The organism is Pseudomonas oryzihabitans (assembly GCF_032027545.1).
GTDB lineage: Bacteria > Pseudomonadota > Gammaproteobacteria > Pseudomonadales > Pseudomonadaceae > Chryseomonas > Chryseomonas oryzihabitans_F.
On sequence record NZ_JAVSJB010000004.1, the window covers coordinates 75,105 to 96,756 of the forward strand.

General features: G+C 66.9%; 17 protein-coding genes. 12 read left to right on the forward strand and 5 right to left on the reverse strand.

Translation table 11 applies throughout. From position 1 onward, the window contains the following. Positions 1-34: 34 nt before the first annotated feature. Entirely contained in the window at positions 35-1,051 is a 1,017-nt protein-coding gene (locus tag RND78_RS07710) for a zinc-dependent alcohol dehydrogenase family protein (protein ID WP_312727417.1), read from the reverse strand. 149 nt (positions 1,052-1,200) lie between these two features. Here RND78_RS07710 and RND78_RS07715 point away from each other — a divergent pair, with 149 nt between their 5' ends. From RND78_RS07715 to RND78_RS07760, 10 genes are all read left to right on the forward strand, one after another. After that, the gene (locus tag RND78_RS07715) at positions 1,201-2,121 is read left to right on the forward strand and encodes a LysR family transcriptional regulator (RefSeq protein WP_007159891.1); all 921 of its coding nucleotides are present in this window, start codon (positions 1,201-1,203) and stop codon (positions 2,119-2,121) included. A 197-nt stretch (positions 2,122-2,318) separates the two neighbouring features. After that, positions 2,319-3,536, forward strand: a complete 1,218-nt coding sequence (locus RND78_RS07720; protein ID WP_312727421.1) for an efflux RND transporter periplasmic adaptor subunit — start codon at positions 2,319-2,321, stop codon at positions 3,534-3,536. Between the two features lie 156 nt (positions 3,537-3,692). Next, entirely contained in the window at positions 3,693-6,869 is a 3,177-nt protein-coding gene (locus tag RND78_RS07725) for an efflux RND transporter permease subunit (RefSeq protein WP_312727423.1), read from the forward strand. Continuing rightward, a complete protein-coding gene (locus RND78_RS07730; RefSeq protein ID WP_312727426.1) occupies positions 6,866-8,299 on the forward strand; it encodes a TolC family protein in 1,434 nt (477 codons plus the stop codon). The genes RND78_RS07725 and RND78_RS07730 overlap by 4 nt, the downstream gene beginning before the upstream one ends. 429 nt (positions 8,300-8,728) lie before the next feature. Continuing rightward, a complete protein-coding gene (locus RND78_RS07735; protein WP_312727429.1) occupies positions 8,729-11,536 on the forward strand; it encodes a monovalent cation/H+ antiporter subunit A in 2,808 nt (935 codons plus the stop codon). A 1-nt stretch (position 11,537) separates the two neighbouring features. Continuing rightward, positions 11,538-11,867, forward strand: a complete 330-nt coding sequence (locus RND78_RS07740) for a Na+/H+ antiporter subunit C (protein ID WP_312727431.1) — start codon at positions 11,538-11,540, stop codon at positions 11,865-11,867. After that, complete coding sequence (locus RND78_RS07745; protein ID WP_312727433.1) at positions 11,864-13,363, forward strand: monovalent cation/H+ antiporter subunit D; 1,500 nt, start codon at positions 11,864-11,866, stop codon at positions 13,361-13,363. Before RND78_RS07740 ends, RND78_RS07745 begins: the two co-directional genes overlap by 4 nt. Then, entirely contained in the window at positions 13,360-13,857 is a 498-nt protein-coding gene (locus RND78_RS07750) for a Na+/H+ antiporter subunit E (protein ID WP_312727436.1), read from the forward strand. The genes RND78_RS07745 and RND78_RS07750 overlap by 4 nt, the downstream gene beginning before the upstream one ends. Continuing rightward, the gene (locus RND78_RS07755; RefSeq protein WP_295462422.1) at positions 13,842-14,111 is read left to right on the forward strand and encodes a K+/H+ antiporter subunit F; all 270 of its coding nucleotides are present in this window, start codon (positions 13,842-13,844) and stop codon (positions 14,109-14,111) included. The genes RND78_RS07750 and RND78_RS07755 overlap by 16 nt, the downstream gene beginning before the upstream one ends. 14 nt (positions 14,112-14,125) lie before the next feature. Continuing rightward, positions 14,126-14,455, forward strand: a complete 330-nt coding sequence (locus RND78_RS07760; protein ID WP_312727445.1) for a Na+/H+ antiporter subunit G — start codon at positions 14,126-14,128, stop codon at positions 14,453-14,455. A gap of 27 nt (positions 14,456-14,482) precedes the next feature. Here the strand turns inward: RND78_RS07760 and RND78_RS07765 are convergent, their stop codons facing one another. Next, positions 14,483-16,060 carry an ABC transporter substrate-binding protein gene (locus RND78_RS07765; protein WP_312727447.1) on the reverse strand — a complete coding sequence of 526 codons (1,578 nt, stop codon included), beginning with the start codon at positions 16,058-16,060 and terminating at the stop codon, positions 14,483-14,485. Between the two features lie 485 nt (positions 16,061-16,545). Between RND78_RS07765 and rpmB the strand changes: the two genes are divergently transcribed. Together rpmB and rpmG are read left to right on the forward strand one after the other, a co-directional pair. Next, a complete protein-coding gene (gene rpmB / locus RND78_RS07770; RefSeq protein WP_059228874.1) occupies positions 16,546-16,782 on the forward strand; it encodes a 50S ribosomal protein L28 in 237 nt (78 codons plus the stop codon). 11 nt (positions 16,783-16,793) lie between these two features. Further along, positions 16,794-16,949, forward strand: a complete 156-nt coding sequence (gene rpmG, locus RND78_RS07775; RefSeq protein WP_007159904.1) for a 50S ribosomal protein L33 — start codon at positions 16,794-16,796, stop codon at positions 16,947-16,949. Between the two features lie 66 nt (positions 16,950-17,015). Here the strand turns inward: rpmG and RND78_RS07780 are convergent, their stop codons facing one another. From RND78_RS07780 to RND78_RS07790, 3 genes are all read right to left on the reverse strand, one after another. Then, complete coding sequence (locus RND78_RS07780) at positions 17,016-18,410, reverse strand: HDOD domain-containing protein (RefSeq protein ID WP_312727452.1); 1,395 nt, start codon at positions 18,408-18,410, stop codon at positions 17,016-17,018. 75 nt (positions 18,411-18,485) lie between these two features. Beyond that, a complete protein-coding gene (gene recG / locus RND78_RS07785) occupies positions 18,486-20,561 on the reverse strand; it encodes an ATP-dependent DNA helicase RecG (RefSeq protein ID WP_312727456.1) in 2,076 nt (691 codons plus the stop codon). Further along, positions 20,558-21,490, reverse strand: coding sequence for a LysR substrate-binding domain-containing protein (locus RND78_RS07790; protein WP_312727459.1), 933 nt, complete (start codon positions 21,488-21,490; stop codon positions 20,558-20,560). The genes recG and RND78_RS07790 overlap by 4 nt, the downstream gene beginning before the upstream one ends. Positions 21,491-21,652: the final 162 nt, after the last annotated feature.

The window sequence follows — 21,652 nt, forward strand, 5'->3', positions numbered from 1 at the left end:
ACGCCGAGGCGTGGGTTTTTCATGACCGCGAGGATCACTCGACGCTGAGCACCACGCGCCCCCGGGTCGGGCACTGCTCCATGCAGCGATGGGCCTCGACGTACTGGTCGAAGGGGAAGACCTGCTTGATCTGTGCCTTGAGCAGCCGATCACGGGTCAGCTGGTCGATGTGCTGCAGCGCCTCGCGTACCACGGCGCAGTCCGCTTCCAGGCCCATCTCCGGCTGGCCGGTGAAATCCTGCACGCAGTGGATGTAGAGCTTGAATTTCTTCTTGAAGGCCGCGCAGGCCGGCAGCGGGGTCTGGTTGCCGCCGTTGAGGCCGTAGAGCAGCAGGCGCCCACGGGGCGCCATGGCCTCGCCGAGCAGTGCCAACTGCGGGCCGCCCAGGGCATCCAGGGCCACGTGCACGCCTACGCCGTCGGTGATGCTGGCGATGCGGCTGACCAGATCCTCTTCCTCGGCGGCGATGACCTTGTCGGCACCCAGTTCGCGCAGGTAGTCGCGGTCGCCGGCATCGTGGGTACTGGCGATGACCCGCGCGCCCAGGGCCTTGGCCAGCTGAATGGAGACCGGTCCGCAACAGCGGCTGGCGTCGGTGATCAGCACCCATTCGCCTGGCTGCAGGCGCGCCTGGTGCACCAGACCGGTGTAGGCGGTCAGCAGCGGGGTGTAGTGCACCGCGGCCTCGACCGGGGTAAGGACATCCGGATAGCGCACCAGGGAGGTGGCAGGATAGACCAGGTCATCACCATAGGCCGGATAGCGATTGATGTCGTGACCGAGGAAACTGGCCACCCGATCACCCACTGCCAGGTCGGCAACGCCCTCGCCCAGGGCGGTGACCACCCCGGCCAGCTCGCAACCGAGACCCGCTGGCGGATTGGCCTGCTCGGGGGCCAGGTTCTGCCGCCAGAGCACGTCGTACCAGCTCACGCCAATAGCCTGCACCTGCACCAGCACCTCGCCGGGCCCGGCCATGGGCGTGGGCCGGTCGATGCAGGTGAGCACCTCCGGTGGGCCGAATTCGGTGAACTGGATCAGGCGGGACATGGGACTACCTCGCGTTGATGCCGACCCCGGAACGGTTGCCGAGGCGGACTGCTATGACTAGGACTCTAACCAGCCTTCCCTTAGGATTCTATGCATCCCCATCGATAATGGACATCGGGGGTATCGATCCACTCCCTGCCGGGGCCTGAATGAACCGTACCGATCTGCGTCGCGTCGACCTCAACCTGCTCATCGTGTTCGAGACCCTGATGCTCGAGCGCAGCGTCACCCGTGCCGCGGAAAAGCTGTTCCTTGGCCAGCCGGCGATCAGCGCCGCCCTGGCGCGGCTGCGCACCCTGTTCGACGATCCACTGTTCGTCCGCACCGGGCGCAGCATGGAACCCACGCCCCGCGCCCAGGAGATCGCCGCCCTGCTGTCGCCGGCGCTGGACCAGATCTCCAGCGCGGTGAGCCGCACCCAGAGCTTCGAGCCGGCCAGCGCCGACCGGGTGTTTCGCGTCGGCCTGTCCGACGATGTCGAATTCGCCCTGCTGCCGCCCTTGCTGCGACGCATCCGCATCGAGGCGCCGGGGACCACCCTGGTGGTGCGACGGATGAACTACCTCACCGCCGCCGGCATGCTGGCCTCCGGCGAGATCACCGTGGCGGTGGGCTACACCGAGGAGTTGCCGGCCAACGCCAAGCGCCGACCGGTGCGCCGCTTCGGCTTCAAGGTCTTGCGCGCCGACAGCAAGCCTGGGCGCCTGACCCTGGACGAGTACTGCGCTCGTCCCCATGCCCTGGTGTCCTATGCCGGCGACCTCACCGGCTATGTCGACGAATTGCTCGACAAGCTCGGCCGCCAGCGCCGGGTCGTGCTGGCGGTGCCCCAGTTCAACGGCCTGGGCTCGCTGCTGGCGGAAACTGACCTGCTGGTGATGGTGCCGGACTATACCGCGCGCCTGCTGGCCAGCACTGGCGGTCTTCGCTACGAGGACCCGCCCGCCGAGCTGAACGACGGCGGCCACGAACTGCCCATGGCCTGGAGCGGCGCCCAGGATCACGACCCCGGCGAGCGCTGGCTGAGGTCACGCATCCAGATGTTCATCGGCGATCCGGACAGCCTTTGAGGCTGAGCCCCTGCCCTCGATCGGGCGGAAGGGCTCAACAGCGGCCCTTTCCGGCGGGCGCCATCACCGCCAGCGATACCTACGTCAAAACCATCATCGACATCGATAAATAAGTTCGAGCCCTTCGATTCGTCGCTGCCCTCGCGCGGCGGCAGACTCGCCTTCCTGACCTCTTTCCACCTCGGGCGGACTCGAACATGGAACTCTTCGCGAAAACCCTCGGCCCCCTGGCCCTGACTTCCACCCTGCTGCTCGCCGCCTGCGGTGATTCCCATCCCCAGGCCAGCGCTGCACCGCCCGCGCCCAAGGTGAGCGCCGCCGAGGTGCTGCGCCAGCCGGTGGTGGAGTGGGACGAGGTGACCGGTCGCCTGGAGGCCCCGGAATCCGTGGTAGTGCGACCCCGCGTGTCCGGCTACGTCGACCGGGTAATGTTCCACGAAGGTGCCCAGGTCAAGCGCGGCGACCTTCTCATGCAGATCGATCCGCGGCCTTTCCAGGCCGAGGTCAAGCGCCTCGAAGCCGAGCTGCAACAGGCTCGCGCCAACGCCAGCCGCACCGCCGACGAAGCCGCCCGCGGCGAACGCCTGCGCAGCAGCAACGCCATTTCCGCGGAGATCGTCGAGGCCCGCCGCAGTGCCGCCCAGGAAGCCAAGGCCAGCGTCGCCGCCGCCCAGGCGCAACTGGACGCCGCCCGCCTGAACCTGGGCTTCACCGAGGTCCGCGCCGCCATCGACGGTCGTGTCGGCCGTGCCGAGGTCACCGCCGGCAACCTGGTGAACGCGGGCGATACCCGTCTCACCACCCTGGTCTCCACCGACAAGGTCTACGCCTACTTCGATGCCGACGAGCGCGTCTTCCTCAAGCAGCAGGCGCTGGCCCGCCAGGGTCAACGTGGCAACGCCAGCCCGGTCTACATGGCGCTGTCCAACGAGGAGGACTTTTCCCACGAAGGCCACATGGACTTCATGGACAACCAGCTCGATCCGCGCACCGGCACCATCCACGGCCGCGCCGTGTTCGACAACGCCGACGGGCGCTTCACCCCCGGGCTCTACGCCCGACTGCGCCTGGTGGGCAGCGGCACCTACGAAGGCACCCTGATCCAGGACGCCGCCGTGGGCACTGACCTGGGCAAGAAATTCGTGCTGGTGGTGGATGGCCAGAGCAAGGCCGCCTACCGCACCGTCGACCTGGGCCCACGCCTGGAAGGCTTGCGCATCGTCCGCAAGGGCCTGGAAGCCGGCGATCGCATCGTGGTCAACGGCCTGCAGCGGGTCCGTCCGGGCATGACCGTCGACGCCCAGTCGGTACCCATGGCCGACGCCACCACCCTGGCCGCCCTCAAGCGCCAGCGCGATGCGGTATTGGCCAGCCTGCCGGCGCCTAACCAGCCGCTCAAGCTGGGTAGTCGCTAGACCCCAGGCTCCACCCCGTCCAGCTCAAAACCTTCGCCCATATAGGCATCGCGGTATCGCGGCCATGGGCCGCTCCTACGAGATATCCGGCTTCTGTAGGAGCGGCCCATAGGCCGCGATGGACGCGACGGCCGCCTGTTGCCCAAGGAAAGCCCGATGAACTTCTCCCAGTTCTTCATCCGCCGGCCGATCTTCGCCGCCGTGCTCTCGCTGATCATCCTGATCGGCGGAGCCATCTCGCTGTTCCAGCTGCCGATCAGCGAATACCCCGAGGTGGTGCCGCCCACCGTGGTGGTGCGCGCCACCTTCCCCGGCGCCAACCCCAAGGTGATCGGCGAGACCGTCGCCGCGCCCCTGGAGCAGGCCATGAACGGCGTGGAGCACATGCTCTACCTGTCGTCGCAGTCCACCGCCGACGGCAAGCTGACCCTGACCATCACCTTCGCTCTGGGTACCAACCTGGATACCGCCCAGGTACAGGTGCAGAACCGCGTCACCCGCACCCTGCCCAAGCTGCCGGAAGAGGTGCAGCGCCTCGGCGTGACCGCCGACAAGGCCTCCCCGGACCTGGCGATGGTGGTGCACCTGACCTCGCCGGATCAGCGCTACGACATGCTCTACCTGTCCAACTACGCCCTGATCAACGTCAAGGACGAACTGGCGCGGCTGGACGGCGTGGGCGATGTCCAGCTGTTCGGCATGGGCGACTATTCCCTGCGCGTCTGGCTCGATCCGGATAAGGTGGCCTCGCGCGGCCTGACCGCCAGCGACGTGGTCGCCGCCATCCGCGAGCAGAACCGCCAGGTCGCGGCGGGCGCCCTCGGTGCGCCGCCAGCGCCGGGCAGCACCAGCTTCCAGTTGGCCATCAACACCCAGGGCCGCCTGGTGGACGAGGAAGAATTCGCCAACATCATCGTGCGCGCCGGCAGCGACGGCCAGATCACCCGGCTGCGCGACATCGCCCGCATCGAACTGGGCTCCAACCAATACGCCTTGAGATCCCTGCTGAACAACCAGCCGGCAGTGGCCATCCCGATCTTCCAGCGCCCCGGCAGCAATGCCATCGACCTGTCCAACCAGGTGCGCGCCAAGATGGCCGAGCTCAAGCAGAGTTTCCCCCAGGGCATGGACTACGAGATCGTCTACGACCCGACCATCTTCGTGCGCGGCTCCATCGAAGCCGTGGTCCACACCCTGTTCGAAGCCATCATCCTGGTGGTGCTGGTGGTGATCCTGTTCCTGCAGACCTGGCGCGCTTCCATCATTCCCCTGGTGGCGGTGCCGGTGTCGCTGATCGGCACCTTCGCGGTGATGCACGCCTTCGGCTTCTCGCTCAATGCGCTGTCCCTGTTCGGCCTGGTGCTGGCCATCGGCATCGTGGTGGACGACGCCATCGTGGTGGTGGAGAACGTCGAGCGGAACATCGGCCTGGGCCTCGATCCGGTGGCCGCCACCCGCCGTGCCATGGGTGAAGTGACGGGCCCCATCATCGCCACCGCCCTGGTGCTCTGCGCGGTGTTCGTCCCCACCGCCTTCATCTCCGGCCTTACCGGGCAGTTCTATCGCCAATTCGCCCTGACCATCGCCATCTCCACGGTGATCTCGGCGTTCAACTCCCTGACCCTGTCGCCGGCCCTGGCCGCGGTGCTGCTCAAGGGCCACGACGCGCCCAAGGACCGCTTCTCGCGGCTGCTCGACCGACTGTTCGGTGGCTGGCTGTTCGCCCCCTTCAACCGCTTCTTCGAGCGGGCCAGCCACGGCTACGTCGGTACCGTGCGCCGGGTGCTGCGCGGTAGCTCCATCGTGCTGGTGCTCTATGTGGTGCTGCTCGGCCTGACCGGCCTGGGCCTGGTGAAGACGCCGACCGGCTTCGTACCGCCCCAGGACAAGCAGTACCTGGTGGCCTTCGCCCAGCTGCCCGACGCCGCCACCCTGGATCGCAGCGAAGAGGTCATCCGCCGCATGTCGGCCATCGCCCTCAAGCACCCGGGCGTGGAAAGCACCGTGGCCTTCCCCGGCCTGTCCATCAACGGCTTCACCAACAGCCCCAACAGCGGCATCGTCTTCGTGACCCTGAAGCCCTTCGAGGAGCGTCGTGATCCCTCGCTGTCGGCCGGTGCCATCGCCGCCCAGCTGAACGGTGAATTCGCCGCCATCCAGGAATCCATCATCGCCATCTTCCCGCCGCCACCGGTGCAGGGGCTGGGCAGCATCGGCGGCTTCCGCCTGCAGGTGGAAGACCGTGGCAACCTGGGTTACGAAGAACTCTACGCCCAGACCCAGAGCGTGCTGGCCAAGGCGCGGCAGTTGCCGGAGCTGGCGCCGGAGTCGCTGTTCACCAGCTACCAGGTCAACGTGCCACAGATCGATGCCCACATCGACCGTGAGAAGGCCAAGACCCACGGGGTGCCCATCGACGCCATCTTCGACACCCTGCAGGCCTACCTGGGCTCGGTCTACGCCAACGACTTCAACCGTTTCGGCCGTACCTTCCAGGTCAACGTCCAGGCCGACCAGCGCTTCCGCCTGGAGCCCGAGCAGATCGGCCAGCTCAAGGTGCGCAACGACCGCGGCGAGATGGTGCCCCTGTCCACCTTCGTCAAGATCAGCGATACCGCCGGCCCCGACCGGGTGATGCACTACAACGGCTTCCTCACCGCCGAGATCAACGGCGCGCCGGCACCGGGCTACAGCTCCGGCCAGGCCCAGGCGGCCATCGAGCGACTGCTCAAGCAGGAGCTGCCCAACGGCATGACCTTCGAATGGACCGAGCTGACCTACCAGCAGATCCTCTCCGGCAATACCGCCCTGCTGGTGTTCCCGCTCTGCGTGCTGCTGGCCTTCCTGGTGCTGGCTGCCCAGTACGAGAGCTGGAGTCTGCCGCTGGCGGTGATCCTGATCGTGCCCATGACCCTGCTCTCGGCCATCACCGGGGTGATCCTGGCCGGCAGTGACAACAACATCTTCACCCAGATCGGCCTGATCGTGCTGGTGGGCCTGGCGTGCAAGAACGCCATCCTCATCGTCGAGTTCGCCAAGGACCAGCAGGCCACCGGCAAGGACCGCGTCGCCGCGGTGCTGGAGGCCTGCCGCCTGCGCCTGAGGCCCATCCTGATGACCAGCTTCGCCTTCATCATGGGCGTGGTGCCCCTGGTGACCTCGACCGGTGCCGGTGCCGAGATGCGCCATGCCATGGGCGTCGCGGTGTTCTCCGGGATGCTCGGGGTGACCTTCTTCGGCCTGCTACTCACGCCGCTGTTCTATGTACTGGTGCGCGCCTTCGTGGAGCGTCGCCAGGCCCGTTCCGCCATCGCCCGGGAGGCCCAGGCATGAAGGTCTTCGCTCCCCTGCTGCTGGCGCTGGCGGTTTCCGCCTGCGCCGTCGGCCCGCACTACCAGGCCCCGCAACCGACACCTGCGCAGCTCAAGGCCAGCGAGCAGCCCGCGGTCTACGACCAGGGCCGCTTCGAGGCGCTCTGGTGGCGCCAGTTCGAGGACCCGACCCTCAACGCCCTGGTGGCAAGCAGCCTGGACGGCAACCGTGAATTGCGCGCCGCCTTCGCCCGGCTGCGCGCCGCCCGCGCCCTGAGGGACGACGACGCCAACGATCTCTATCCGACCGTCACCAGCCGCGCCAGCAGCCAGCTCGGCAAGGCCCAGCAACCCGGCTTCACCGAAGAGCGGGTCAACAGCGACCGTTACGACCTGGGCCTGGACATGGCCTGGGAAATCGATCTGTTCGGTCGGGTACGCCATACCCTGGAAGCCAGCGACGCCCGCGCCGAGGCGGCGGCCTCCGACCTCGCCGGGCTGCAGGTCAGCCTGATCGCCGAACTGGTGGATGCCTATGGCGATCTGCGCGGCGCCCAGTTGCGCGAACGCATCGCCCGCGACAACCTGGGCAACCAGCGCGAAGCGCGCCGCCTGACCGTGACCCTGAGGGACGAAGGCATGGGCAGCGACCTGGACGTGCAGCGCAGCGAAGCGCGCCTGGCCGCCACCGAAGCCAGCCTGCCGGAATTCCAGGCCCAGGCCACCCGCGCCCGCAACCGCATCGCCACCCTGCTCGGCGAGCGGCCGGACGCCCTGAGCGTGGATCTCTCGCCCAAGGCCCTGCCGGCCATCGCCAAGCGCCTGCCTATCGGCGATCCCGGCGAATTGCTGCGGCGGCGCCCGGACGTGGCGGCCGCCGAACGCCGCCTGGCCGCCGCCACTGCCGACGTCGGAGTCGCCACCGCCGATCTCTTCCCGCGGGTCAGTCTCTCGGGCTTCCTCGGCTTCACCGCCGGGCGCGGTTCGCAGATCGGCAGCAGCGCCGCGCGCGCCTGGACGCTGGGGCCGAGCATCAGCTGGCCGGCCTTCGACCTGGGCAGCGTCCGCGCCCGCTTGCGCGGCGCCCGTGCCGGCTCGGACGAGGCCCTCGCCAATTACGAGCAACAGGTGCTGACCGCCCTGGAAGAAAGCGCCAATGCCTTCAGCGACTACGGCCGCCGCCAGGAGCGCCTGCAGGCATTGATTCGCCAGTCGGTGGCCAGCCGCGCCGCCGCCGATCAGGCCGAGATCCGCTACCGCGAGGGCGGCACCGATTTCCTGGTGCTGCTCGATGCCCAGCGCGAGCGCCTGGCCGCCGAGGACCAGCAGGCCCAGGGCGAGATCGAGCTCTATCGCGGCATCGTCGCCCTCTACAAGGCCCTGGGTGGCGGCTGGGACGTGCAGCCCGCCCGTCTCGCCCAGGGCAACGTTTCCCCCGCGCAGGCGTTCTGACCGTCTGCGCTTACCCCCGGCACGCGTTTCTTGCTCCTTTGGCGTGTCGGGTTTTTTCTTCCCCGCAGCCGGCGCCCGTCCAGCACGACGCGCCGGCTGCTGCCCTCTCGCCCGCCCTTGAGCAAAAGCCCGCTCCAGAGGTCTCAATCAGGTCTGGAACGCACCTGCCGCCGGCCTGGACGACCCTGGGGTTCGCCTGTGCCCTGTTTCCTAATATTTTGTAAGGGAGACAGGCCTAGGAATTCGTGGTCTCTCTTTTATTATCACCGTAGGTTATTAAACCGTCGGTTCTTGTACGAAACTCATAGATCGATTGCCTTACCGCTCGCCGTCCGGCGAGTCTCCCGGTGAGCGGATCGAATGCCTCGAAGCCTCGAGGGAGCCCCATCTACCAACCGCCGTGAGGCGGCTCAGCTAAAGGATGCAGGCATGGTATTGGCGCTGATCATCGCGTTGCCCTTCCTGGGAACATTGCTGTCGCTGGCGACCGATCGCGTTGGTCGGCGCGCCTGTGCCCTGGGCGCCGCCGTGGCCCCTGCCGTAGCTCTCGCCCTGCTGGCGACGCAACTGCCTGCAGTACTGGACGGCGCCGTGCTGCTGCACCGGGTCGACTGGCTGCCCGCCCTGGGCCTGAACCTCAGCCTGCGCCTGGATGGCCTGGGGCTGATGTTCGCCCTGATGATCCTGGTCATCGGCCTGTTGGTGATCCTCTATGCCACCTATTACCTGAGCAAGGACGAACCGGTCGGGCGCTTCTTCGCCTACCTGCTGCTGTTCATGGGTGCCATGCTGGGCGTGGTACTGGCGGAAAACCTGCTGCTGCTGATGGTGTTCTGGGAGCTGACCAGCCTGTCGTCCTTCCTGCTGATCGGCTTCTGGAGCCACAGCAAGGAAGCCCGCCAGGGTGCGCGCATGGCGCTGACCGTCACCGGCGGCGGCGGCCTGGCCCTGCTCGCCGGCATCCTGCTGCTCGGCCATATCGTCGGCAGCTTCGAACTGAGCGACGTCATCGCCGCCGGCCCGCTGATCACCGGCCATGCGCTCTATCCCCTGGCGCTGATCCTGGTGCTGCTGGGCGTCTTCACCAAGTCCGCACAATTTCCCTTCCACTTCTGGCTGCCCCAGGCCATGGCCGCGCCGACACCCGTGTCGGCCTATCTGCACTCGGCGACCATGGTCAAGGCCGGGGTCTTCCTGCTGGCGCGGCTCTATCCGGCGCTGGCCGATTCGGAGTGGTGGTTCTATATCGTCACCCTCACCGGCCTCACCACCCTGGTGGTGGGCGCCATCCTGGCGCTGTTCCAGCACGACCTCAAAGGGTTGCTGGCCTATTCCACCATCAGCCACCTGGGCCTGATCACCCTGCTGTTCGGCCTCGACACCCAGCTCTCCACCGTGGCGGCGGTGTTCCACATCCTCAACCACGCCACCTTCAAGGCCTCGCTGTTCATGGCCGCCGGCATCATCGACCACGAGACCGGCAGCCGCGACATGCGCCGCCTGGCCGGCCTCTGGCGCTACATGCCGCACACCGCGGTGCTGGCCATGGTCGCCGCCGCGGCCATGGGCGGGGTACCCCTGCTCAACGGCTTCCTGAGCAAGGAGATGTTCTTCAACGAGACCCTCAACCACGGCCTGTTCGGCAGCTTCAGCTGGATCGTGCCGGCGGTGGCGGTGCTCTACGGGGTCTTCTCGGTGGCCTATTCGCTGCGCTTCATCCACGACGTCTTCTTCAACGGCGAACCGCGCGACCTGCCCCACTACCCACCCCACGAGCCGCCACGCTACATGAAGATCCCGGTGGAGATCCTGGTGCTGCTGTGCCTGCTGGTGGGCGTGGTACCGGGCTACACCGTGGCGCCCCTGCTGGCCGCCGGTGCCAGTGCCGCCCTCGGTGGCAGCCTGCCCGACTACAGCCTGGCCATCTGGCACGGCTTCAATACCGCCCTGGTGATGAGCATCCTGGCCATGGTCGGTGGCGTACTGGTCTATGCCTGCCGCCAGCCGCTGTTCCGCTGGCAGGCCGGCCTGCCGGACGTTGACGCCCGCCTGGTCTTCGAACACAGCCTCAATCGCCTGATCGGCTTCGCCCAGCGCCTCACCGGGCGCCTGGAGAGCGGCTCGCTGCAGGGCTACATCGCGCTGATGCTGTCGGCCACCCTGGTGCTGCTGGTCGCGGCGCTGTCCGGCCTGGAAAGCCTCGGTGGCGAGGTTGCGCTGTCGCCCTTCGATCCGCTCACCGCCCTCGGGCTGGGCATCCTCATGCTGACCGCGGTGCTGACGGTGGTCTTCCACCGCAATCGCCTCAAGGCGCTGATGACCCTGAGCACCGTCGGCCTCATCGTCTCCCTACTGTTCGCTCGCTATTCCGCACCGGACCTGGCCTTGACCCAGCTGTCGGTGGAGGTGGTGACCATCATCCTGCTGGTGCTGGCGCTGTTCTTCATGCCCGATCGCACCCCCATCGAATCCAGCAGCCTGCGCGGCCTACGCGATGTCCTGCTGGCCGGCGGCCTGGGATTGCTGGTGGCGCTGCTGGCCTACGCCGTGCTCACCCGTCCCTACGAGGGCATCGGTGACTTCTTCCTGGCCAACTCGGTGTCCGGTGGCGGTGGCTACAACGTGGTCAACGTCATCCTGGTGGACTTCCGCGGCTTCGACACCCTCGGCGAGATCACCGTACTGGCCATCGCCGCGGCCGGCGTCTATGGCCTGCTCAAGCACCTGCACCTGCCGCATCCGCTGGTCGATCCCAAGGGCACGCCCTGGTCCCGCGACAGCCACCCGATGATCCTCAACAACGTGGCGCGGGTACTGCTGCCACTGGCGCTGCTGGTGTCGGCCTTCATCTTCGTGCGTGGCCACAACCTGCCCGGCGGCGGCTTCATCGCTGGCCTGATCACCGCCATCGCCCTGATCCTGCAATACGTGGCCCACGGCGTGACCTGGACCCAGCGGCGCCTGCCGATCAGCTACCACGCCATCTGCGGCCTCGGCGTGCTGATCGCCGCCCTCACCGGCCTGGGCTCGTGGGTCTTCGGCTACCCCTTCCTCACCACCGCCTTCGACTACTTCGCCATCCCGCTGATCGGCAAGACCGAACTGGCCACCGCCCTGATCTTCGATCTCGGCGTCTACCTCGCTGTGGTCGGCGCCACCCTGCTGATCCTCTCCAACCTCGGCCACGTCAGCCGGGACGAGACGGACAAGGACGGCTCCAACCAGGAGGTGCTCTGACATGGAAATCCTGTTCTGCACGGCCCTCGGGGTGCTCACCGCCAGCGGCGTCTACCTGCTGCTAAGGGCGCGTCTCTACCCGGTGGTGCTCGGTCTCACGCTGCTCTCCTATGCGGTCAATCTCTTCCTGTTCGCCATGGGCCGGCTGCGCACCGGCGTGCCGGCGGTGATCGGCAAGGCCGCCGAGCAGGCCGATCCGGTGCCCCAGGCGCTGGTACTCACCGCCATCGTCATCGGCTTCGCCATGACCGCCTTCGTGATCGCCCTGTCGCTACGCGCCCTGGGCGAGCTGCGCACCGACCACGTGGACGGCGAGGAGCCGCGCCGATGAAACACCTGATCATCCTGCCGATCCTCGTCCCGCTGTTCATGGGCGCCTTCCTGCTGATGCGTCCGCGGCTATCGGTGACCACCTCGCGGCGCCTGTCATTGCTCGCCACCTGGGCGCTGCTGCCACTGGCCGTACTACTCCTGCAGCGCGCCGATGGCGGCCAGCTGGAGGTCTACGCCCTGGGCGACTGGTCGGCACCCTTCGGCATCGTCCTACTGCTGGATCGCCTGGCCGCGCTGATGCTGGTTACCGTGGCGGTACTGGCCGGCTGCGCGGCGCTCTACGCCTGCCGGAGCGATGACGAACGCGGCCCGGATTTCCATGCACTGTTCCAGTTCCAGCTGCTGGGGATCAACGGCGCCTTCCTTACCGGCGACCTGTTCAATCTCTTCGTCTTCTTCGAGATCCTGCTGATCGCCTCCTACGCCCTGCTGGTGCACGGCGCCGGTCCCGCGCGGGTACGCGCCGGCCTGCACTACGTGGTGCTCAACCTGGTGGGCTCGGCGCTGTTCCTGATCGGTATCGGCCTGCTCTACGGCCTGCTCGGTACCCTGAACCTGGCCGACCTGGGGCTGAGAGTCGCCAACGCCGATCCCGAACAGGCACCACTGCTGGCCGCCGCGGGCTTCCTGCTGTTGGTGGTGTTCGGCCTCAAGGGCGCCATCCTGCCGCTGTACTTCTGGCTGCCCAGCGCCTATTCGGCGGCCAGCGCGCCGGTCGCCGCGCTGTTCGCCATCATGACCAAGGTCGGGCTCTACGCCATCGTCCGCGTCTTCCTGCTGGTGTTCGGCGCCGCTGCCGGGCCGCTGGCCGGCTACGTCCTTCCCTGGCTCTGGCCACTGGCGGCCATCACCCTGGCCGCCGGGGTGTTCGGTGCCCTGGCGGCCCACCACCTCAAGGCGCTGCTCGGCTACCTGGTGGTCATCTCGGTGGGCCTGCTGCTCAGCGGCGTCGCCCTGGGCAGTGTCGCGGGCCTGGCCGGGGCGTTGTTCTACCTGGTGCATAGCACCTGGATCGCCGGTGCCCTGTTCCTGCTGGCGGACCTCGTCGCCCAGCAGCGCGGTGCCCAGGGCGATACCCTCAACAGTGGCCCGCAGCTGGCTCACCCACGCCTGCTCGGCGGCCTGTTCTTCCTGGGTGCGGTATCCGTGGCGGGGCTGCCGCCCTTCCCCGGCTTCCTCGGCAAGGTGATGCTGCTGCAGGCCACCGGCACCGCCTGGCCGGCGCTGATCGTCTGGCCGGTGGTGCTGCTCGGCGGCCTGGGCATGATCATCGCGCTGTCCCGCGCCGGCACCACGCTGTTCTGGCGCAGCAACAGCGTGGCCCTGGACGTCCGCCTCGACCCCGTCCAGCTCGCCGCCGTGCTCGGCCTGCTGCTGGGCAGTCCGCTGCTGATGGCGCTGGCGGCCCCGCTGCATGGCTACGCCCTGGAGACCGCCCGGCAACTGCTGGACGTCGCGCCCTACTTCGACATCGTCCGGGGGGTTGGCCCATGAAGCGCTGGCTGCCGCATCCGCTGCTCACCGGGCTGCTGACCCTGACCTGGCTGCTGCTCAACAACACCCTGAGCCTGGGCCAACTACTCTTGGGCCTGCTGCTCGGCTGGGGCATCCCGCTGCTCTGCCAGGACTTCCTACTCAAGGCCCCGCGCCTGCGCCGCCCCGGCCTGTTGCTGCGCTACATGCTGATGGTGGTGTACGACATCGTCGTCGCCAACCTGCACGTCGCGCGCCTGGTGCTGGGGCGTACCCAGGACCTCAAGCCGGCCTTCATCGAGGTGCCCATCGACATCGAGGACGAGTTCCTCCTCACCCTGCTGGCCTGCGTGGTGTCCCTCACCCCCGGCACCGTCTCGTCCGGCCTCAGCGGCGATCGCAAGACCCTGCTGCTGCACGGCCTGGACGTCGCCGACAAGGACGCGGTGATCCACCAGGTCAAGACCCGCTATGAAGCCCCGCTCAAGGAGATCTTCGAATGCTCACCTACGTGACCCTGCTGTGCATGGGAATGATGGGCGTGGCCGCCGTGCTCAACGTCTATCGCCTGGTGAAAGGCCCGGACATCCCGGATCGGGTACTGGCCCTGGATACCCTCTACATCAACGTGCTGGCGCTGATCGTGCTGTTCGGCATCTGGCTGGCCACCGACGTCTTCTTCGAAGCGGCGCTGCTGATCGCCGTGACCGGCTTCGTCGGCACCGTGGCGCTGGGCAAGCATATGCTCCACGGCGAAATCATCGATTAACGAGGAGCTACCTCATGCCCTTCTGGCTCGAACTCCTGATCTGCGCCCTGCTGCTCATCGGCAGCGGCTTCGCCCTCATCGGCGCCATCGGCCTGTACCGGCTGCCGGACTTCTTCATGCGCCTGCACGGCCCGACCAAGGCCACCACCCTGGGCGTGGGCAGTACCATCATCGCTTCGATGCTGTTCTTCAGCGTCCAGGGCGATGGCCTCAGCCTGCACGAGTTGCTGATCGCCCTGTTCCTCTTCATCACCGCGCCGGTGAGCGCCCACATGATGGCCCGTGCGGCCATCCAGCAGAAGGTCAAGCTGGTGGAGCGCACCGACGGCCAGCCTTGGCGCTAGCACGCTCCAGAAGAGCCGCGCTGGCCTTCAGCGTCCGCCGCTGACCTGGCTGAAGTCCTGGCGACCGAAGGGACTGGGCTGGTAGCCCTGCACGCCGCTTCTGGTCAGCACCGTCACCGTCGGGTGCGCCAGCGGCAGCCACAGCGCCTGGTCGTGGATGATGCGCTGCGCCTGATGATAGACCGTAGCCCGGGCCATCTGGTCGGACAGGGTCTTGCCCTTGGCGATGGCGCCATCCAGGGTCTTGTCGCAATAGCGGGCGAAGTTGAGCCCCGACTGCACCGAGGCACAGGAGAATTGCGGGGTCAGGAAGTTATCCGGGTCACCGTTATCACCGGCCCAGCCCATGAACAGCAGATCGTGCTCGCCGGCCTTGGCGCGGCGGATCAGCTCGCCCCACTCGATCACCTGGATCTGGGCATCGACGCCGATCTTCTTCAGGTCCGCCTGCAGCATCTGGGCGCCCAATTGCGGATTGGGGTTGAGCAGGCTGCCGCTGGGTCGCGTCCAGATGGTGGTCTTGAAACCGTCCTTCAGGCCCGCCTGGGCCAGCAGCGCCTTGGCCTTGGCCGGATCGTAGGGATAGGCCGGCACGTCCTTGGCATAGCCCCAGGTCGTGGGCGGATAGACGTTGTCCGCGGCCACCGCGGTGTCCTGGAACACCGCCTTGAGGTAGCTCTGCTTGTCGAAGGCCAGGTTGATGGCCTGGCGCACCTTGATGTTGTCCAGCGGCGCATGGGTGGTATTGATGCCAACGAAGGCGGTCATGAAGGCCGGGGTCTGCAGCGCCTGCAGGTTCCTGTCCTCCCGGGCGCTCTGCAGGTCCTGGGGCTTGGGCGACAGGGCGATCTGGCATTCGCCACGCTTGAGCCGCTGCAGGCGCACCGCCGAATCCGGGGTGATGGCATAGATCAGGCCGTCCAGCTTGGGCTTGCCGCCGAAGTAGTCCGGATTGGCCGCGTAGCGCACCACGGCATCCTTCTGGTAGCGCTTGAAGACGAAGGGGCCGGTGCCCACGGGCTCGTCGTTGAGCTGGGCGGTCTTGCCCGCCTTGAGCAACTGGTCGGCGTACTCGGCGGAATAGATGGACGCGAAGCCCATGCTCAGGGTCGGCAGGAAGGTGGCATCAGGGGTGCTGAGCACGATGCGCACGCCCAGGTCGCCGGTCTTCTCCACGCGCTTGATCAGCTTGGGCCACTGCATCGACTGGGCATGGGGATAGCCGCTCTTGGCCACCGCGTGCCAGGGATGGTTCTTGTCCAGCATGCGCTGGAAGCTGAACACCACGTCGTCGGCATTCAGGGTGCGGCTCGGGGTGAAGTAGTCGGTCTGGTGGAACTTCACGTCCGGACGCAGGGCGAAATCGTAGGTAAGTCCATCGCTGGAGACCGTCCAGCTCTGTGCCAGGCTCGGCACCAGCTTGCCTTCGCCGGCGTCGTACTCCACCAGGCGATTCATCAGCACGTCGGCCGAGGCGTTGGTGGTGGTGAGCGAGTTGTACTGCACCACGTCGAAACCGTCCGGACTCGCTTCGGTACAGACGCTGAGCGTGGCGGCCTGGGCCAGCAGGGGCGCGAAGAGCAGAGGCAAGGCGGCGAAGCGCATGGACGTATCCTTGTAAACCTGGGGTGGGCAGACGTTCGGCTGAGTCTTAAACTAGTGCGGTATTTCAGAGGTTGACTGCACAATTCTGGCGGCGCTTTTTCGGCCCTGCCGGCGTTGCCACTCCTCGCCATAGCCCTGCTATGACTCGTCGCGGCGCCTAGCAGGACCAAAAAATCACTCGCCAATTCTTGCGCGAACCTCTGAAACACCACACTAGACCACCCGTCCGTCCGTCACAATGCTTCCGACCGACGAGCGGTCCACATGCCGGCGCCTGTCGCACAGGCTGCTGTTTCCAGGCATTTCATCCGTCGCCCTACCTTGTGGTCACGGAGCGCTTCTGGTATAAAACAGCGCTCTTTTTTCGGGGTATGGCCGCTTCCGGTCCCCGGCTTTGGCCGGCTCTCCCCGTCAAAACAGGAATCAATACAGTACAAGCGGCCAACCCATGCCGGGTTTGGCATGAGGTTTATGAGGGCTGAGCCATGTCGAGAGTTTGCCAAGTAACCGGTAAGGGTCCGATTACTGGGAATAACATTTCCCACGCTAACAACAAAACCCGTCGTCGTTTCCTGCCGAATCTGCAGCATCACCGTTTCTGGGTAGAATCCGAGAAGCGCTTCGTGCGTCTGCGCGTTTCTGCCAAGGGCATGCGTATCATCGACAAGCGCGGTATCGAAACCGTCCTGTCCGAGCTGCGTAGCCGCGGCGAAAAATTCTAAGGGGATTCGTCATGCGTGAATTGATCCGTTTGATTTCCAGTGCCGGCACCGGTCACTTCTACACCACTGACAAGAACAAGCGCACCAAGCCCGAAAAGATCGAGATCAAGAAGTTCGATCCGGTCGTGCGCAAGCATGTCATGTACAAGGAAGGCAAGATCAAGTAATTGATCTGTCCCTTGACGAAAAACCCGCCTCGGCGGGTTTTTTGTTGTCTGGCGTTCGGGCGGCCTTCACTTGAACTGGCCGGTCAGTTCGCGCAGGGCGGCTTCCGCGCCGAGGATCTTCTGCATGCACTCCCAGGCCTTGGCCGGATCGATGTTCAGGCGGGCATAGAGGTCGTCGGGGATCGGCTGCGCCGGGTCGTTGCCGATGCCCTCGCGGCGCAGCAACTGCACGGCGAGGAAGATCAGGTTCGGATAGACGGCCTGGGCGCCGCGATAGTCAGGATCGCCCTGGAAACGCAGGGCGCTCACCACCTCCTCGGGCATTTCCCAGCAGCGCATCAGGGCCGCACCGATCTGTTCGCGAGTGATACCCAGCAGGTGATGCTCGATCACCTGGTGATCCAGCTGGCGATTGGACTCCAGGTGGCGGCAGATCAGCGAGAAGTGCGGCGGGAAGACATGAGCCAGCACCAGGTAGCCGAAGTTGTGCAGCAAGCCGCCGAGGTAGGCCAGGCCCATCTCCGGGCGCTCGGCGCGCGGCATGGCGCGCGCCAGGCCCTCGATCAGGGCAGCGGTATAGATGGCCTGTTTCCAGTAGGGCGTTTCCTGCTGCGGCTGGTCACTGGGCAGGCTGAGGGTCTTGCCCAGAGCCAGGCCGAGCGCCAGGTTGATCACCAGGTCGAAGCCCAGCACCCGGACGATGGCGTCTTCCACCGAGCGGATCTTGCCGGGGGCAGCGTAGTAGGGCGACGCGGCCCAGCTGATCACCTGGGCCGCCAGCGCCGGATCGGTCTCCACCACGTTGGCCAGCTCGTCCACCGTGGCGTCGGGGTCGACCCGCAGCTTGATGACCTTTTCCGCGGTCTTCGACAGCGGCGGGATTTCCAGGGTCTCTTCCAGGCGCTGGCGGATGCGGCGCGCGGTGAAGGCCGTGGCGGCGTGCAGGATTTCCGCCTCGTCGCGCTCGGGATGACGCAGGTTCGGCTGGATGCCGGCGACCGGGATGCCGAAGCGGCCGGCGGTCGCCTGGCTCAGCAACCGGCGATAGTCGGCGGTCTCCACCTCCAGCAGCAGCGCACGCTCGCCGGACTCCAGCAGCAGTTGCGGCGTGTCCAGCAGCCGTTCATCGAAGAGGCAGGGCGAATTGGTCAGCGAGGGCAGACCCGGCAGTACGTCCAGCTCGTAGCGCTCCAGCGTACGCATCAGGCGCTCCGGCGCCACCACTTCGAGCTGGCGACCGGTGAACTCCACCAGGCGCCGCAGATCCAGCAACTGGTCCTGGGGCAGCAACACCAGCAACATGCCGACGCTGTCGCTCAGCAGTACCGTGTGCACCCGGTTCGCCTGCAGCTGGGCAGTCGGCACCGGGAGCGGACGATAGGGCAGCCCCAACTGGGTCAGCAACTGCTGGATCGAAGGGGGAACTTCCGGAAGGGGCGAAGCGAGCGCTACATCGGTCATGGCATTTTTATCCTCACGTGCGCCCGTGAGTATAACCATTCGGCTCCGTAGGTACCGCCGTCTGTATAGGTATTGTCAAACCTGACCGTATTGCTGCCCATGGCGCAACCAGCGCTCCAGCAGTGGCCCGGCATGGCTCGGCCAGCGCGCCAGCAGCTCCTGGGCGGCATCGCGCACGGCGGGCAGCCAATGGGCATCGCGCATCAGGTCGGCCACCTTGAATTGCAGCAGTCCGGTCTGGCGGGTGCCGAGCATCTCGCCGGGACCGCGCAGCTCCAGGTCCTTCTCGGCGATGATGAAGCCGTCGTTGGTCTCGCGCATGATGGCCAGACGCTCGCGGCCGATCTGCGACAGCGGCGGATGGAACAGCAGCACGCAGTGGCTGACCGCACTGCCCCGCCCGACCCGACCGCGCAGCTGGTGCAGCTGGGCCAGGCCCAGGCGCTCGGGATTCTCGATGATCATCAGGCTGGCGTTGGGCACGTCCACCCCTACCTCGATCACCGTGGTGGCCACCAGCAGTTGCAGGTGGCCGGCCTTGAACTCGGCCATCACCGCGGCTTTCTCCGCCGGCTTCATGCGGCCATGGATCAGGCCCACGCGCAACTCGGCCAGGGCCAGCTGCAATTCCTCGTAGGTGGTCTCGGCAGCCTGGCAGGTGAGCTCCTCGGACTCCTCGATCAGGGTACAGACCCAGTAGGCCTGGCGCCCTTCGTGGCAGGCGGCGCGCACCCGCTCCACCACTTCCTCGCGGCGGCTGTCGGTCACGCTCACGGTATTGACCGGGGTGCGGCCTGGCGGCAGTTCGTCGAGCACCGAGGTGTCCAGGTCGGCATAGGCGCTCATGGCCAGGGTGCGCGGGATGGGGGTGGCGGTCATTATCAGCTGGTGCGGCGCCAGGCGGCCGTCGACGCCCTTCTGGCGCAGGGCCAGGCGCTGCTGCACGCCAAAGCGGTGCTGTTCGTCGATCACCACCAGCGCCAGGCGGGCGAAGCGCACCTCGTCCTGGAACAGCGCATGGGTACCTACCACCATGGGCGCTCCCGCGGCGATGCGCTCCAGGGAAGCGGCGCGGGCCTTGCCCTTGAGCTTGCCGGCCAGCCAGGCCACCTCGATGTCCAGGGCGGCGAACCAGCGCTGGAAGTTGAGGAAATGCTGCTCGGCGAGGATCTCGGTGGGCGCCATCAAGGCCACCTGGTAGCCGGCCTCGATGGCCTGCAGGGCGGCCAGGGCGGCGACCACCGTCTTGCCCGCGCCCACGTCGCCCTGCACCAGCCGCAGCATGGGCTCGGACTGGGCCAGGTCGAAGGCGATCTCGCGGCCGACGCGCTGCTGGGCGCCAGTGGGGGTGAAGCCCAGGTTGGCCAGGTAGCGGCCGGGCAGGCGCTGGGCCGCCGGCAGGGGTACGGCACGCTGGGCACGCAGCGTCTCGCGCAGTCGCTGCAGCGACAGCTGGTGGGTCAACAACTCTTCGAAGACCAACCGCTCCTGGGCCCAGTGGCGACCTTCGGCCAGTTCTTCCAGGTCCGCATCCGGCGGTGGTCGGTGCAGATAGCGCAAGGCGTCGGCCAGGGGACCCAGGCGATAGTGCTCGGCCATCTCCGGTGGCAGCCAGTCCGGCAAGGACTCGGGCCCAAGCCGCTCCAGTGCCTGGCCGCTGAGCTGGCGCAGGCGCAGCTGGGTGAGGCCCTCGGTGGTCGGGTAGATGGGCGTCAGCGTCTGCTCGACCGGCGCCGGGGCGCTTTCGTCCTGGGCGCGGTATTCCGGGTGGTAGATCTCCAGCCCCGAGGCGCCGGGGCGCACCTCGCCATAGCAACGCAACAGGGTGCCGCGCTTGAGGCCGTCCTTCTGCGCCTGGCTGAAGTGGAAGAATCTCAGCGACAGGGTGCCGCTGCCGTCCTGCAGCCGCACCAGCAGGCTGCGGCGGCGGCCCATGATCACCTCGGCGGAGGCGACCATGCCCTCCACCACCGCGTCCTGGCCGGGCCTCAGGGCACCGATGGGCACGATGCGGGTGCGATCCTGGTAGCGCAGCGGCAGGTGGAAGAGCACGTCCTGCAGGGTTTCCAGCCCCACCCGCGCCAGTTTCTCCTGCAGCGCCGCGCCGACGCCCTTGAGGGCGGTGACCGGCGTCGCGGCCAGCTCATTCATGCCGGCTGTACGACGCCCTTGGCCTCGGGCCGCGCCACCGAGCACAGCCGGACCGAATCGGCCAGCACCTCGATGGCCTTGGGCCGCGGGAAGCTGGCGCGCCAGGCGATGGCCACGGTGCGATAGGGCACCGGCCGCTCGAAGGGTCGTACCTCGATGATCCCCGGCGCATAGTGGTGACTCTCCACCGCCGAGAACGGCAGTACCGAGACGCCCAGGCCCGAGGCCACCATGTGGCGAATGGTCTCCAGCGACGAGGACTCCACCGTGGAGTTCTTGTTCTCCTCGTGCTTGCGTACGGTCGGGCAGGCTTCGAGGACCTGGTCGCGGAAGCAGTGACCCTCGCCCAGCAGCAACAGGCTCTTGTCGCTGAGCTGGTTCTGCGGGATGGTCTTGAGCTTGGTCCAGGGGTGCCGCGCCGGCATCATCACGTAGAAGGGTTCGTCGTACAGCGGCAGGGTCAGGACGTCCGGCTCGCTGAACGGCAAGGCGAGGATGACGGCATCCAGCTCACCCGTGCGCAGCTTGTCGCGCAGCAGATGGGTGAAGTTTTCCTCGATGTACAACGGCATCTCCGGCGCCACCCGGTTGAGTTGCGGGATGAGATGCGGGAAGAGATAGGGCCCGATGGTATAGATGGCGCCGATCTTCAGCGGGGCACTGAGCTGGTTCTTGCCGGCCTGGGCCAGCTCGCGAATGCCCTGGGCCTGCTCCAGCACCTTCTGCGCCTGGGCGACGATGCCCTCGCCGGTGGGGGTGAGGCGCACGGCACTCTTGCTGCGCTCGAAGATCAGAATGCCCAGCTCGTCCTCGAGCTTCTTGACGCCCACCGACAGCGTCGGCTGGCTGACGTGGCAACGCTCGGCGGCTCGGCCAAAGTGCTGTTCCTGGGCGAGCGTGACGATATAGCGCAGTTCAGTCAGGGTCATAGTCAAATTCCATGGGTTGCCGGCCAATCTTAGCGGCTGTCTCTATCAACGGCCAAGCGCGACGGGTGCGCAGCCGGCCTATCCGGTTGGACCCCGGTCACGCTCGGGCTACCCTGGCCATTCGTCCAGGCCTTTTCCAGGTTCTGTACGAAAAGTGCCTGC